Annotated in this window: 11 protein-coding genes and 1 pseudogene; 6 read left to right on the top strand and 6 right to left on the bottom strand. The window is 47.5% G+C overall.

Going from position 1 to position 14,821, the window contains the following annotated elements:
• Positions 1-10: 10 nt before the first annotated feature.
• The 4 genes from BQ7394_RS08725 to BQ7394_RS08710 are packed head-to-tail and all read right to left on the bottom strand — an operon-like array spanning position 11 to position 8,182.
• Complete coding sequence (locus BQ7394_RS08725) at positions 11-1,888, bottom strand: RagB/SusD family nutrient uptake outer membrane protein (protein ID WP_075557093.1); 1,878 nt, start codon at positions 1,886-1,888, stop codon at positions 11-13.
• A 13-nt stretch (positions 1,889-1,901) separates the two neighbouring features.
• Positions 1,902-5,066 carry a SusC/RagA family TonB-linked outer membrane protein gene (locus BQ7394_RS08720; protein WP_082211810.1) on the bottom strand — a complete coding sequence of 1,055 codons (3,165 nt, stop codon included), beginning with the start codon at positions 5,064-5,066 and terminating at the stop codon, positions 1,902-1,904.
• Positions 5,067-5,086: 20 nt separating this feature from the next.
• Positions 5,087-6,577 carry an arabinan endo-1,5-alpha-L-arabinosidase gene (locus tag BQ7394_RS08715; RefSeq protein ID WP_087880597.1) on the bottom strand — a complete coding sequence of 497 codons (1,491 nt, stop codon included), beginning with the start codon at positions 6,575-6,577 and terminating at the stop codon, positions 5,087-5,089.
• Positions 6,578-6,628: 51 nt separating this feature from the next.
• A complete protein-coding gene (locus tag BQ7394_RS08710) occupies positions 6,629-8,182 on the bottom strand; it encodes an alpha-N-arabinofuranosidase (RefSeq protein ID WP_082211807.1) in 1,554 nt (517 codons plus the stop codon).
• A 155-nt stretch (positions 8,183-8,337) separates the two neighbouring features.
• Between BQ7394_RS08710 and BQ7394_RS08705 the strand changes: the two genes are divergently transcribed.
• The 4 genes and pseudogenes from BQ7394_RS08705 (at position 8,338) to BQ7394_RS08685 (ending at position 13,125) form a co-directional block, all read left to right on the top strand.
• Positions 8,338-10,062, top strand: coding sequence for an ABC transporter ATP-binding protein (locus BQ7394_RS08705; RefSeq protein WP_075559938.1), 1,725 nt, complete (start codon positions 8,338-8,340; stop codon positions 10,060-10,062).
• A 3-nt stretch (positions 10,063-10,065) separates the two neighbouring features.
• Positions 10,066-11,148: pseudogene (locus tag BQ7394_RS08700) on the top strand (ABC transporter permease); the annotation flags it as partial.
• Between the two features lie 367 nt (positions 11,149-11,515).
• The gene (locus tag BQ7394_RS08690; protein WP_075557090.1) at positions 11,516-12,754 is read left to right on the top strand and encodes a site-specific integrase; all 1,239 of its coding nucleotides are present in this window, start codon (positions 11,516-11,518) and stop codon (positions 12,752-12,754) included.
• An 11-nt stretch (positions 12,755-12,765) separates the two neighbouring features.
• Positions 12,766-13,125 (top strand): virulence RhuM family protein, encoded by a 360-nt coding sequence (locus BQ7394_RS08685; protein WP_075557089.1) that lies wholly within the window; start codon positions 12,766-12,768, stop codon positions 13,123-13,125.
• A gap of 47 nt (positions 13,126-13,172) precedes the next feature.
• Here BQ7394_RS08685 and BQ7394_RS08680 read toward each other — a convergent pair whose 3' ends face one another.
• Positions 13,173-13,472, bottom strand: coding sequence for a helix-turn-helix domain-containing protein (locus tag BQ7394_RS08680; RefSeq protein ID WP_075557088.1), 300 nt, complete (start codon positions 13,470-13,472; stop codon positions 13,173-13,175).
• Positions 13,473-13,504: 32 nt separating this feature from the next.
• Entirely contained in the window at positions 13,505-13,807 is a 303-nt protein-coding gene (locus BQ7394_RS08675; RefSeq protein WP_075557087.1) for a helix-turn-helix domain-containing protein, read from the bottom strand.
• A 216-nt stretch (positions 13,808-14,023) separates the two neighbouring features.
• On the opposite strand from BQ7394_RS08675, the gene BQ7394_RS08670 reads away from it, so the two are divergent.
• Together BQ7394_RS08670 and BQ7394_RS08665 are read left to right on the top strand one after the other, a co-directional pair.
• Positions 14,024-14,374 carry a helix-turn-helix domain-containing protein gene (locus tag BQ7394_RS08670; protein ID WP_075557086.1) on the top strand — a complete coding sequence of 117 codons (351 nt, stop codon included), beginning with the start codon at positions 14,024-14,026 and terminating at the stop codon, positions 14,372-14,374.
• Between the two features lie 4 nt (positions 14,375-14,378).
• Positions 14,379-14,711 (top strand): helix-turn-helix domain-containing protein, encoded by a 333-nt coding sequence (locus tag BQ7394_RS08665; protein ID WP_075557085.1) that lies wholly within the window; start codon positions 14,379-14,381, stop codon positions 14,709-14,711.
• The last annotated feature ends 110 nt before the right edge of the window (positions 14,712-14,821 follow it).

Genomic DNA, 14,821 nt, shown 5'->3' with positions numbered 1-14,821 from the left:
TCATCTTTAATTAATTGTAGTTCGGATTTTGTACCAGTTTCGGATTTTTGTTCAAAGCATCCTGCGAGAAAGAAGAGTAATAGTTACCTACCCGAAAGTTACGCGGGGCCTTGAAACGGTTGGCTACGTGGCGATCGAAAATATACTTGCCGTTATCAGGACCTCCGATCACGCGGTAAGGATATAAAGCATACAACATCGTATTCGTCGACTGCACGCCATTCCATAAGGTATGTGCCTTACGCAAACGCTTCAAATCCCATACACGATGATCTTCCATCGCCATTTCACGCCGGCGTTCTTTCAGGATATTGTCGATGGTCAGGTCTTCCGCCTTCCAGGAATTGCTACCGAGGCCGGCACGTTCGCGAACGGCATTCGCATATCTCAAAGCCTTATCCGTCTGTCCCAGTTCCATGGCAGCTTCAGCAGCATTCAAATAGACCTCACCCATACGGAAATAAACATACCAGATATACGACCCCTGTCCACGGGCAGACGAACCGACTGTTTCGTCTACAAACTTACGCAGGTTGAACCCCGTATTCGTATAAGTGGCACGGTTCAAAGGACCGTCTTTACCCACAAATTTACCTCCGTCGGCATTCGGATGGTTGTCGGCAGCGTCATACGTACTGTTAGGCTCCGAACCTTCAACCAGGAGATACGAACCGTCGTTCTGATAGATGGCAACTCCGGCCTGCACGTCCAGAACAGCCCCTTTGAAAGACTGACCCGGCAGCAGGCAAGTTCCCTGCAAACGGTAGTCGCGTCCTTTAAATATATCGCCGACTTTATCATAAGCAATATATCTTCCGTTAGCATCCTTGTCGGCCAGTTTGGCTTCCGTTCCGTCGAGGAGCCCGTAGGTCTCAACCAGTCCCAACGTCGGACAGAGGTCCGAACCGTTATCGTTATCCTCATTCATCGACTGGGCGATATTGGCAAAAGAAAAGGAATGGAATTTGCTGGCCGAATAATCTTTACTCCAGATCACTTCCGTATTATTGTCTTTATTGCAGACCGCTTTATAAAAATCGTCGGCAGAAGAAGCGCTTTGCAGGCGGAATACTCCGTCGTTGATGATCTCTTCGGCAGTAGCCAACGCCTTCTGGTAATAAGAGGTTGGGTCCTCCCCTGTCATACCGACCACCCCACTTTGTAAAGAAGAAGATATCGGATTCGTCATGGATGCATTATACTTTGCGATGGAACCGGCGTACAACATCGAACGGCTGGCCAAAGCCAGGGCGGCATACTTGTTCGCCTGAGCCACATGTACACTGGTATTGTTGGCTGCCAACGCTTCCTTAATATCCATACATTCATCGTAGACATAGTTGTAGACCTCAGCTTCCGAAGAACGCGGGATCTGCAATTCGGTAACATCCATACCCGGCGTATATTCCATCGTTTCCGTTACCAGAGGAACACCACCCATACGGCGGTTCATATCGAAATAAGTATAGGCACGGATAAAACGAAATTCCCCGTCGAAGACCTTTACCGTATTTTCGTCCAAAGTCGAAGCCTTCAACTTCTCGATACCCTGGTTGATCTTATAAATATATTCGTAATTGTAATAACGCAGGGAGTCGTAGGGATAGGCCACCATCTGGTTGCGGGCCGTTTCCACGTCCTGGTTCATCAGGCCGCACCACATCATGTCGTCGAACAAAGAATAATTCACATCGTTGTCCATCGAACCGTTCATATAAACGTCGTTATAAAGATTGGCCAGAACGCCTTTTACCATTGTGTTGTCATTCCAAACCTGTTCGTCGGTCAGGAAGTCGGAAGGTTCCGTATTGCCCAGCCATTCGTCGCAGCTTGCCATCGAACAAGCCAACAGGGCGGAACCGAAGAGATATAATAAATTCTTTTTCATACTATTCAATTAATTAGAAGTTAAGATTAAAACCAAATGAGAACGTACGCAGGTTAGGTGTAACCAATGCGCTGTTAGACTGGATTTCGGGGTCCAACTGATACTGACTCAGGTTGTCGATGCTGAACAGGTTGTAAGCGTTTGCATAGATACGCAGACGATCAACAAAGAACTTGTTGCTGATAGACTTCGGCAAGGTATAACCCAACTCCAACGTACGCAATTTGATGTAATAGGTATTGTGCATCCAGAAACTGGAGTATTTGTTGAAACTTACATTGTTTCCGGCATAGCGTGTAGCCGGGAATTTTCCGGCGATCCATTCGCTGTTCGCATCTGTCGGATCAGCACGGTGCCAGGAGTCTGTCAATAGATAAGCAGTCGAGTTTCCATCCCCCTGGAACGGGTAAGCGACTTCCCAGCACATGTGATAAGATTGTCCGGCAGCCCCGGCAAAGTCGGCTTTGAGGTCGATACCTTTCCATTCGAAAGAGGTATTCAAACCGAAGTTGATGTAAGGCAACTGCGACAAACCGTAGCCGATCGGACGCTGGTCGAGGTCGTTGATCACACCGTCACCGTTCTGGTCTTTAAAGATCAGGTCACCCGGAAGCATGGTCGAGTTTCCTTGTCCGTCGTTGTCGACTGTATAATTTTGTATCTGTTCGTAGCTCTGGAAACGTCCTTCTACTTCGAATCCCCAGTTGGTGTTTGCCCAACGGTTTTCGGTAGAGTTACGGTATTCGTCCCAACTTGAACCGAAACGTGGTTTGTAAGATTCACCCGTCATTTTACGAGCCAAGGTGAAGTTACCACCGATAGAATAATTCAGGTCGCGCACTCTGTCGCGCCAGGTAATACCCAGCTCCAATCCTTTATGGTAATCCGAATTCAAATTCTCCTTAGCCAGTGAGAAACCGACTTCGGTAGGAACCAGTACATCATAACGCAAGGCCGGCAATCCCGTACGTTTACGCTGGAAGACTTCGAACGTACCGCTCAGGCGGTCATTCAGAAATCCGTAATCCACACCGATATTAATCAAGGTCGATTTGATCCACGACAAAGTAGTAATAGGAATACCGCGGTAAACGACACCGGTCATGGCGTTCCCGTTCAACACGGCGTTGCCCGATCCGTAAGTGTATCCGTTCAGGAAAGAATAGGGAGAGACGATGTCGTCGAGGTATCCGTCGCCGTCGTCATCTACATCCAACTTATCATCACCCATCTGTCCCCAGGAAGCACGTATCTTCAGGTTTGACAGTTTGGTAGCGGCCTTTACGCCTTCCATAAAAGATTCTTCCGACAGTCTCCAACCGGCCGAAACAGCAGGGAAAAAGCCCCAGCGGTTGCCTTTCTGGAAGAGATAAGAACCGTCATAACGTCCGCTGAACTCTGCAAAGTAAGTGCTGGAATAGTCGTAAGCGGCACGGAACACCATACCGGCACGGCGGGCGGTCGTCATCTTGGTTTCCATCGACTGCATATCGGCGATACCGTTTGTCAGGGGAATATAATTATTGGTCGGCAAAGTGTTATATTGCAACCAGTCTCTGGTCTTTTCGAATGTTTCCACACCTAACACACCGGATACATGGTGTTTTTCAGCGAAGGTATGGTCGTAGTTCATCTGAGCCTGGAAAGTTTGTTCTACCTTTTCGTCTTTCACACGGCGACGCCAGGGATTCTGGTTACCGGCGATTTCGTTATACGTGTCATTCGTTTTATCGTAGGTGTAAACATTATAGGTATACTCGAACTGTTCTTGGTCGTTGCGGGCAATCCAGTAGTTATAGGCCACTTTTGCCTTCAGGCCTTCAATCGGGCTCTGCCATTCCGCATAAACGTTGGCGGTGGCCGATTTCCAGATATCATCCGTATAACCGGTAATATCTCTGTCGAAAATAGCAGCTCCGGTAGCATTATTACGGGTGGCGTTTACGTAATCCGGATTATCGTTGGCATAAGCATGCTGTGTCGGCCAGTTCTGGAACATGGCGTAATATGGCTGCCAGTAATCGTCCAGCCCCGGCACACCTACGTTATGGCGTTCTTCGATACGGCCGCTCAGGCGGGCTCCTATCTTCAATGATTTAGTGATGTTCGCTTCGATATTGCTCTGAAGGTTGGTACGGGCAAAATTAAACCCGTTAATCATAGCTTTCTGGTCGAGGTGGGATACACCAAAATGGTAATTGATCCTTTCGGAACCACCGGTAGCACTTACATTACCATACCACACCGGAGCGTTCTTGTTGGTGATGAATTTCTGCCAGTCGAAGCTGGAGTATTCGCCCTGTCCCTGACGCCACAGGTTAAGCTCTTCCATAGTGCGGGCAGTCGATCCATAGGTATTCAGGTCGGCCTGCATGCGTCCTTCGTAAAACTGTGAAGCGTTGGCCACTTCCGGATAACGCATGAAGTTCTGGATACCGTAATAGGCATTAGCTGATATCTGGTTCTTTTCACCCCGTTTACCGGATTTGGTTGTCACCAACACAACACCGTTGGCTGCACGCAAACCGTAGATGGCGGCGGAAGCGTCCTTCAGGATCGTGATGCTTTCGATATCGTTTACGTCGATATTGTTGAACTGTCCTTCTTCACATTGTATCCCGTCGATCACATACAACGGTGTACCCATGTTACGGATCTGGATAGCTGCACTCGCACCCGGGCGACCGTCGGCCTGGCGGGCGGAAATACCCGGCGTCTTACCGACCAGCGCACCGGCCGTCGTAGGAGTCGTAGTACGTGTCAGTTCTTCCGATCTAACACTGCTGATAGCCCCGGTCAATGAGCCCTTTTTCTGGGTACCGTAACCGACAACGACCACCTCTTCCAGCGCTTCGCTATCTTCTTTCAATTGTACCTGGATATTTTTCTTTCCTGCAATGGATACTTCCTGCGGCGCATAACCGATATAAGAGAATACAAGGACTTTACCATTCCCTACTTCCAAAGAGAATGCACCGTCCATATCTGTAATCGTACCGACATTCGGATTGTCTTTTACGACCACATTCACACCGATCAATGGCTCCCCGGTCGGATCGGTCACGGTTCCTGTTACCACATTTGTCTGCGCCATAAGCCGGAAGCTAAAGGCCAATAAAAACAAGAGGACTACCGGTAACTTGGGTAGCTGTTTACTCTTAATAAATTGATAATTCATAAAAACTTTTTGTTTTAAGGTTACTTCATACTTAACTCATTCTGATTTGATACGACTCGTTTCCCCCAGACAGAGAAGCCGTGGGAGTCTAATCCCGTAAACAGGATCGTTTTCATTTCATTCTCCCAGTCTTGTCCTATATGTGGTATAAGTCCTTGCATTTCATCTTCTCCCAGGCGGATATTCAGACCGGTTTCCGGCGTGTATGTCCAGCGTCCCTCCTGCTCGCCGGTAATTTTCCCATCCGGCGTAAAAGTATAATGGACAGAGACATTCACTTCATTATCGTGCAGTTCCCCTTCCCCCCACAGGATCTGCCCGGCCCAGAGCTGACGTTCGTATTTGCTGTCGCGGATCAGGATCATTTCCCATTCGCCCACGAAATCGTCCTTTATGAAATCCTGTTGCGGGATACCGGCATATCTTTCCGGCGATACAACAGGCCAGCCGTCTTTGGTCCAGAATATTTCACGAACGTGGAGATCCATCAACTGGTTAGCCGGGCTAAGGCGTCCCTGGTGCATCAGGAAATAACGACCGTTATCATTAATGACACCACAATGTGCCGTACCTGCCCATCCCGGATGGTTGTCGAAACGATACGGGTGCGTCAGAACCGGATAGTTATTGGTTTCTTCACTCATCTCTTTGCCAAACAGGTCGAAGAAAGGACCTTCCGGCTTATCCGAACGACCGACACGGATATTATAGGTTGTCATCAACGGATCGTAGGAGACGAACAGGTAATACTTTTTCAATTCCGGGTTATAGATTATTTCCGGAGCTTCAATATTATCCTTTTTGCCATTTGCCCGGCGGGCGATACAATGTCCCTGATCTCCGCTACGCATAGCCAGTCCGGTTTCCGGATCCAGTTGCAATTCATAAAGGCCTCCGAAATAGGAGCCGTATACCATCCAATGTTCCCCATTCTCAGTTATGATGACGCTTGGGTCGATCGCATTCATGACAGAAGTGGAGTCTGTTTTCACTACACAACCTTTCAGTTCCCAGGGACCTTCCGGCGAAGATGCCTCAGCCATCCCCAGATAGGACACCGATTTGGCAAAAGCCGAGACACAGTAATACAGGCGAAACTTATCTTTATACTCAACCAGATAAGGTGCCCAGATATTGGTTGCCCCTTCTCCCCCGGCGTTACTTCTGACATGTTCTACCGCCTCTGCCGGAATTTCCGGGAAAGCCCAACCGGCAAATTCCCAGTTCACCAGGTCCGTCGACTTACGCACCTGAATGTATCCGAGCGGAACGCCTGCCTCTTTGGCCTCTTCCTTGTTCTCCCGGAAAATGGCATCAGTCGAATAGAGATAAAACGTATCCCCTATCTTTCGACCTGCCGGATCGTGTACGTTATAAGTACCCCACGAACGGTAATCCTTCATGGCGGAGACAGATGTGTAATCGTCTTTCCACGGATTAGGGTTCTTTTCCGGTGTTATCGGCTGCCTGCCGAAGTTGCATCCGGAGACAACAAGGGTTGCAGCAGCCATTAAAATGGCTGCCTTAATAATTGTTTTACACATAGATTATACGTGTTTAAATTATTTCAATTCGATAGTTACCAGCGATTTGGCAGGAATCTTCACGGTCAATTCCCCGTTTTTGTATTTTGCCCCTTTGAAGTTTGTCAAACGCACATTCTCCGGTTTATCGAATGTATTGCACGCACGTACATTCTCTCCTGTAATGATCTGTGCATTACTTACATTTGCAGCATTCGTTCCACGTACGGCACAAGACAGTTCGATATCGTTTGCCGGGTCTATATTAACGAGTGAAATATGGATCGCTCCGTTTTTATCTTTTGAAGCGGATGCGCTGACTGCCGGAAGGCTACGTCCAAGACGTTCATATTCGCTGCATTTTACTTCGATCGGAAGCAAGGTGGCATCCTGATGTACTTTATACATATCGAAGACATGGTATGTCGGTGTCAAGACTATCTTTTCGCCTTCTGTCAGGATCATTGCCTGCAATACGTTTACCATCTGGGCGATATTCGCCATCTTCACCCGGTCGCAATGTTTATGGAAGATATTCAGGGAAACACCAGCCAATAAAGCATCACGCAATGTGTTTTGCTGATAAAGGAAGCCCGGGTTTGTTCCCGGTTCTACATTATACCAGGCCCCCCATTCGTCGATGACTAGACCTAAACGTTTTTCCGGATCGTACTGGTCCATAATCGCGGTATGTCGTTCGATCAATTCTTCGATATGTGCAGCATTTTCGATTGTACGGAAATATTCGTTATCATCAAATCCGGTGGCATTCCCTTTGTTGGTCCAGCTATCGGCAAACGTATAATAATGTAATGAGATACCGTTCATCATATGACCGGGGATATTCTTCATTAAAGTACTTGTCCAGTTATAGTCGTCCACATTCGGACCACCGGCAATCTTAAACAGATGATTGGTTCCGTAATTACGGCAATAGGTGGCATAGCGACGGTAGTTTTCAGCATATCCTTCGGGGGACATATTTCCACCACAACCCCAGTTTTCGTTTCCTACACCCCAGAACTGTACCTTCCACGGTTTCTCACGTCCGTTTTGTTTGCGTAGTTTAGCCATCGGGCTTTCTCCGTCGAAAGTGATATATTCTACCCACTTCGACATTTCCTCTACGGAACCGCTACCCATGTTTCCACAGATATAAGGTTCTGTTCCCAGTTCCTCACAAAGATTCAGGAATTCGTGTGTTCCGAAACTGTTATCTTCTGTAACGCCTCCCCAATGGGTATTGACCATTTTCGGACGCTGGCTACGTGGACCGATACCGTCACGCCAGTGGTATTCGTCGGCAAAACAACCGCCCGGCCAGCGCAGATTAGGTATATTAATATGTTTAAGGGCGGCGATAATATCGTTCCTCACTCCGTTCGTATTAGGAATCTTAGAGTCTTCCCCTACCCAAAGGCCATCATAGATACATCTTCCCAAATGTTCGGAAAACTGTCCGTAGATATGTCGGCTGATCGTTTCAGTTCCCAGATCGGCATTAACAACCATCTGAGCTTTCTCCTGCGCGGAGATAAATGGGATTGCCGCAAAAAGCAATAACCCGGCTAACAAACTTCGTTGTGTATTCATGTCTATTAAATTATTGGTATCGTGTTTAACGAGAGCAAATGTAGAACGAACACTTTACGAAGAGGTGGATATATTGCTTTTTGTGGTGGATAAAAGTGTATTTAACACGTTGAACATATCATTTCCCAATTATGTTCTATCTTTGTAACGACGATATGGGAAAATACTGGCAAATTCTTAAACGATATAAAGTGGGATTGTTGATCAGCCCGCTTCTTGTACTGATCACTGTGCTGTGTGAAACGGTTCAGCCGATGTTCATGGCTGAAATCATTGACAACGGGGTCATGCCGCGTGACCTGTCGGTTATTACCCGGATCGGGACCTATATGGTGTTAGTATCCGTCGGGGGATTATTAGTCAGTATTGTGAATACTTACATTTCCTCCCGCATCGGAATCGGCTTCGGTACAGATCTACGGGGAACACTCTTCAATAAAATACAACAACTATCCTTTTTCGATATCGACAAATTCAGTTCAGCTTCGCTTGTCACAAGGCTTACTAGCGATATATCCCGCATACAACAGATCGTACTGATGTCGATGAGACTTTTATTACGCTCTCCACTGATGCTTGTTATGGCCGTTTTCTTTGTCGTCAGCATCAATAAACAACTGGCATTGGTCCTGATAGCAGCTATCCCGATCCTCGGAGGAAGTGTATACCTGATCCTGAGTAAAGGATTTCCTTATTTCCTGAAAGTCCAGCAGAAAGTAGACCAACTGAATGGCGTGGTCAGGGAAAACCTCATCAATATCCGTGTCGTCAAATCTTTTGTCAGGGAAGATTTTGAGACGGATAAATTCGTCAAAAGCAGCGAAGAACTGCGCGATATGGTGATCCGTGCCTCCAACATCGTCGTTTCCATCTTTCCGGTCATGCAGTTAGTCATGAATTTATCCATACTGTCCATCCTCTGGCTGGGCGGACAAAAGGTGATGGACGGCGAACTGAAGGTAGGCGAACTGATCTCATTCGTCAATTACGTTTTCCAGGTACTGATGTCATTGATGATGCTCTCAATGGTCATTATGTCGTACTCCCGCGCTTCCGCTTCCTCTAAACGGATCATGGAAGTGCTCGATACGGAACCCTCCCTGACAAACACCCGGGAAGGACTTCAAAACAAACACCGGGTAGAGAAAGGAGAAGTGACATTTAATGATGTCAGTTTCCGTTACATCGGTGGAGAAAATGACATTCTACAGCATATCAGCTTCCGGGCCGAACCCGGCGAAACGATTGCGCTGGTCGGTGCTACCGGCTCTGCCAAAAGCTCCCTGGTACAACTGATACCACGGTTATACGATGTTACCGCCGGAGAAATCCGGATTGACAATATCCCGATAAAAGACTATAACCTGGATGAACTTCACCAGGGGATCGGCATGGTCCTTCAAAAAAACGAACTATTCACCGGAACGATCGTCGAGAACCTCAAATGGGGAAAACCCGACGCATCGATGGAAGAGATAGAAGAAGCCACCCGTGCCGCCGAAGCACACGATTTTATCCAGTCCTTCACGGACGGTTACAATACGTTGCTGGGGCGCGGAGGCATCAATCTTTCCGGCGGACAGAAACAGCGTATCTGCATCGCCCGTGCGTTGCTCCGTAAACCTAAGATACTGATCCTGGATGACAGTACGAGTGCTGTCGATACGGAAACAGAACTGAAAATACGGAATAACCTGAATGCGTTGTTACACGACACGACTGTATTTATCATCACCCAGCGGATCAATACGATGCAATCGGCCGACCGGGTGATCGTACTCGAAGACGGCGAGATCAACGCCATAGGAACTCCGGATGAATTGATCGAAACATCTACCGTTTATCAGGAAATCTATCATTCACAACAAGTATTATTATAGGATATGGCACACGGAGATCATTTAAAAGAGAATGCAAAGCCCCGGGAAGGAAAGAAAACTTTCTTCCGGCTGATTTCGTACCTGTCCTGCGACAAGCGGCTGTTGTTCGTGATCGGCTTTCTGATCATTGTCAGTATCGTGGCTAATCTATTGGGGTCATACATGTTGCGTCCGATTATCAATGATTATATCCTTCCCGGAGACTTTCACGGATTGATCAGGGTATTAGCTATCCTTGCCGCCATTTACCTGACAGGAGTCGCCGCCGTCTATATCCAATATATCCTGCTGAATAAAATAGGTCAGCGCACCGTTACCCGTATGCGTGCCGACCTTTTCCAAAAGATGGAACATCTGCCGGTCAAATATTTCGACACACACCAGCACGGCGACTTGATGAGCCGTTACACGAATGACATAGACAAGATCAGTGATGCACTGACCGACAGCCTGTCGGATATGTTGTCGAGCGCTCTCACCCTGATCGGTATCTTCTGCCTGATGTTATATATCAGTCCGATACTTACTCTGGTAACTCTGATCACCGTTCCACTTATGTTTCTCTTTGCCAAAGGGATCGTTCAGCGAAGCCGCAAATACTTCAAAGCCCAGCAGGAGTCTATCGGTACCCTGAACGGTTATATCGAAGAAATGATAAGCGGCCAGAAGGTGATCAAAGTATTCGGACACGAAAAGAAAGTACAGTCCGACTTCGATACGCTCAATGACGACCTGAAAGGCAAATCGGAGAAAGCTCAGTTCTATTCCGGTATGATGATGCCCGTCATGCAAAACCTGAACACATTGAATTACGTCTTTATCACGATTGTAGGTGCCCTACTCGCCATCTTTCGTGGTTTTGATGTCGGCGGTCTTGCAGCCTTCCTACAATATTCCCGCCAGTTCGGACGTCCGATCAATGAATTGGCCAGCCTTTACAACAGTATCCAGGCAGCCATTGCCGGAGCCGAACGTATCTTCGAAGTGATCGACGAAGCACCGGAAACACCGGACTCCCCCGAAGCCATCGCTTTACAGCAGGTACAGGGAGATGTTTCCATGAAAGACGTTTATTTCGGATACAAAAGTACATAAAAAAAGTGGGATTGAGAAATTTAGAGTAATAGAACTGAATAACAGCGAGTTTAGGGATTTAGGTGAAGGGGATGCAAAGCCAAGTGAAGCCGCAAAAAAGCCAAGTAAAACCGAAGCTGCGTAACCAATTTGTAACCTATGGCTGGTTACAGGGTTGTGAAAGAGGCAAAGGGAAGCGGTTAAAAATGAGCGGTTTTCACAAAGCGGAGCGGCTCCAAGTCGGTGCAAAAGTAATGATTTTGGGCGAATAGCCTGAAAAAAGTTACAAATCCGATTTTTATTCTGTGATTCTCAATATTTTGCGTAACGGCTGATAACTCTACATAAACTTATTTTGAAACCTAAAAAAAGTAGAGTTATGAAGAGTACATTTTCAACGATTTTCTATCTGAAAAGACAGGCAGTAAAGCAAGACGGTACAACCCCTATCATGGGACGCATCACAGTGGACGGTACGCAAACCCAATTCAGTTGTAAACTTTCCATTGACGCCAAGTTATGGGACACGAAGACCGGACGTGCAACAGGTCGCAGCACGGCTGCGCTGGAGACAAACCGTATGTTGGATAAGATACGGGTAAAAATCAATGCGCATTATCAGGAAATTATGGATCGTGATAATTTCGTCACGGCTGAAAAGGTAAAGAATGCGTTTTCAGGTCTTGAACACCGCCAAAACACCCTGCTTAAAATCTTCGAGAAGCATAACGAAGATTATGAGAAATACTTTAATGCCGGGATGAAATCGAAATCGAGTTACCAAAAGTATCAAACGGTTTATAAACACCTGAAAGAATTTTTGCACCAGCGTTATCATTTGAGCGATATAGCTCTGAAAGAATTAACCCCCGCTTTTATTAAGGACTTCGATATGTTCCTGCGTGTAGATAAGCATTGCTGCAACAATACCGTATGGATTTATACATGTCCGCTCCGTACAATGGTATCTATTGCAATCAATAACGGTTGGCTCACGCGCGATCCGTTTCACGATTACGAAGTAAAGAAAGAGGAAACCCTTCCGTTGTGTCTGGACAAGGATGAAATTCATCTGCTGCTGACTACGCCGATGAGAAACGCCAACCAAGAGCTAATCCGCGATTTGTACCTGTTCTGTATATTCACGGGGCTTGCTTACATAGATTTATTCAATCTTTCAGAAGACGACTTGTACCGCTCTTCCGACGGGCATTTATGGATAAACCTCGCCCGACAAAAAACAGGAGTAGTTTCCAACATCCGTTTGCTGGATATTCCGTTGAAACTTATCGAGAAATATAAAGACCTCGCACCGGAAGGGAAACTTTTCCCCGTACCGAGTTATAGCGTGTGCCTTTATAATATCCAAAATCCGATAGCCAAACGGTGCGGCATTACCAAACATCTTACGTGGCACGTATCACGCCACACGATGGCAACGGAAATCTGCCTTTCCAATCATGTGCCTATCGAAACGGTCAGTTCGATATTGGGGCACAAGAGCATCAAAACGACACAAATTTACGCCAAAGTAACCAAAGAAAAGATGAAGCATGATATGGAAAATCTGTCGCTTTGTCTGGAGAATATAAATGAATATGCAAACGCAGTTATCTAATCGGAAAGGCTATGAAAAGAGATTATATATCAATCAGTGAGAATTGTGTTACGGTAACGGGCAGCGAGGTCTGGATGACGGTAACGGAAATTAGCGAATTGTTCGGAGCGACCGCCGGAGCGGTAATGGCGGGAATAAAAGGGGTTCTAAAAATAGATGTTTTGAATGATTATGAGGTCTGCAAATATATCACTCTGGAAAACGGCAACGGTGCAGACGTTTATAACATGGAGGTTATCACCGCCCTCGCGTTCCGGTTGGATACGCGCAATACTTCTATCTTCCGCAAATGGCTGACACGGAAAGCTGTCGCCCCCACTCGGACAGCCGCTCCGATTATCATTCAATATAAGGAGGGATTTCTCAACTAAACCGAATAAACAACGGGCAGGCTTTTGGAGCTTGCCCGTTGTCGTTTTTAGCGGATAGCGTCGCGGTAATTTTCCGCAAGCATTTTTTCGATGTCCGTTTCACGGTACAGGACTTTTCCGCCAAAGAGGATAAAGGGTATTTTCCTCTCGTTGCGATACTCCTGCAAGGTGCGGCGGCTTACTTTAAGCCTTTCCGACACTTCCTTGTCGGTTAAATACCTTTCGCCGTCAAGCGGCGGATGAAAGTTCTCCATGAGTTTACTCACATTCTTTGCACCTTTCTGTAAGGCATACAGCGCCGCTGCGATGCGTTCGTCATCCGCCGTAATTACATTATTGTCATTCATCTTTCTGTGGATTTAGTGGTTTGCTTCTTTAATCAGGGGATGTTATCCCTCTCGGTGCGGAAACGACCGATAACGGGTAAAACCCGTTCGACCTCCTCCGGCTTGTAATAGAACTTGCGGTTTACCTGCGTACACCCGATTATCCGGTTATCGCGCAGCGTTTGCAGGGTGCGGGGGCTTATGCGCAGCAGGCGGCATACGTCCTCGCCGTCGAGCCACTTTTGCATCCGTTTGTCGCTGCATCGGCGGCATAAAGCGCCGACTTTTCCGGTAAGTGTTTCCACACCGGAAAGGAGCGCTTCAAAGGTTTTCTTCTCGATAATTACTATTTCCATATTCTTGCTTTTTTGAGGTTTTGGGGCAAATGTAAGCAAAGCCGTGCCCCGTGCTTCCCTTTCCGGTTTTGTGGCAGCTTGTGGCGTCCGTTTGGCACAATCTGGCTTCCCCGCCTTTCTTCAATCCGCTGAAAATCTTTCCCGTGTCGGTAACGACAATGGAAAGCACCCCGCCGCAATACGCCACCTTTGCCCGTGTAACAAAAAGCAAAGGTTATGGAAATCATCACGATGGAAAGCACCGCTTATAAAGAGCTGGTAGAAAAGATAGACCGTATCGCGGGGTATGTCCGCGAGAGTGAGCGCACGAAAAAGAAGGATATGCCGGAGATGTGGTTGAACCGCGAGCAGGTCATGTCGCTGCTGGGCATCAGCCGCCGCACGCTGCAACGGCTTCGGGACAGCAAGCGTATCGAATACGCGATTTTCCGGGGTGCGTGCCGCTACCGCCTCTCGGAAGTGGAACGGCTGGTCGAGGAATCGGTTATCGACGGCAACCCGCAACGGATCGAGGACTTCAAACGAAACTACCTGCTGCGCACGGGCGGTCAAAAGAAGAAAGGGTAAGCGTATGGGATTGCTGGAAACGGAAATTTTCGAGATGTGGATGGAGCGGATCATGGAACGCTTCGACCGCCACGAACGGCTGCTCGCCTCGCTTACGGGCAAGGAAGTCAAGGAGGTGAAATATTTGGACGGCGAGCGGCTGTTGGATAATCAGGACTTGTGCCAGCTCTTGCAGGCGAGCAAACGCTCGCTGCAACGCTACCGGAGTTCAGGCACGCTGCGCTACCAGATGCTATGGCATAAAATCTATTACAAGGAATCGGACGTGCAGGAGTTCCTGAAAAATCATTTCGACGAGTTCGCGGGCTGCCGCAAGGTCGAGAAGAGAGGAGGTTGAACGCCAAAGGCTGCCAAACGGACGCCACAAGCTGCCACACAGGGCGGAAACAGGTGCAGCGGCGTATCCTATCCTTAAATTCGCAGGGCATCAGATAGATGCAATCATAT

It is taken from the genome of Parabacteroides timonensis, assembly GCF_900128505.1.
Lineage (GTDB): Bacteria > Bacteroidota > Bacteroidia > Bacteroidales > Tannerellaceae > Parabacteroides > Parabacteroides timonensis.
Note: the sequence above shows the minus strand (reverse complement) of the source record. Positions and strands in the feature narration are given on the sequence as shown.

Bases quoted from the DNA above. Each gene is read 5' to 3' on its own strand.
- BQ7394_RS08715 (WP_087880597.1), bottom strand. From the start codon at position 6,577: ATGGCTGCTGCAACCCTTGTTGTCTCCGGATGCAACTTCGGCAGGCAG.
- BQ7394_RS08725 (WP_075557093.1), bottom strand. From the start codon at position 1,888: ATGAAAAAGAATTTATTATATCTCTTCGGTTCCGCCCTGTTGGCTTGT.
- BQ7394_RS08685 (WP_075557089.1), top strand. From the start codon at position 12,766: ATGAAAAGAGATTATATATCAATCAGTGAGAATTGTGTTACGGTAACG.
- BQ7394_RS08675 (WP_075557087.1), bottom strand. From the start codon at position 13,807: ATGGAAATAGTAATTATCGAGAAGAAAACCTTTGAAGCGCTCCTTTCC.
- BQ7394_RS08680 (WP_075557088.1), bottom strand. From the start codon at position 13,472: ATGAATGACAATAATGTAATTACGGCGGATGACGAACGCATCGCAGCG.
- BQ7394_RS08690 (WP_075557090.1), top strand. From the start codon at position 11,516: ATGAAGAGTACATTTTCAACGATTTTCTATCTGAAAAGACAGGCAGTA.
- BQ7394_RS08665 (WP_075557085.1), top strand. From the start codon at position 14,379: ATGGGATTGCTGGAAACGGAAATTTTCGAGATGTGGATGGAGCGGATC.
- BQ7394_RS08720 (WP_082211810.1), bottom strand. From the start codon at position 5,066: ATGAATTATCAATTTATTAAGAGTAAACAGCTACCCAAGTTACCGGTA.
- BQ7394_RS08710 (WP_082211807.1), bottom strand. From the start codon at position 8,182: ATGAATACACAACGAAGTTTGTTAGCCGGGTTATTGCTTTTTGCGGCA.
- BQ7394_RS08705 (WP_075559938.1), top strand. From the start codon at position 8,338: ATGGGAAAATACTGGCAAATTCTTAAACGATATAAAGTGGGATTGTTG.
- BQ7394_RS08670 (WP_075557086.1), top strand. From the start codon at position 14,024: ATGGAAATCATCACGATGGAAAGCACCGCTTATAAAGAGCTGGTAGAA.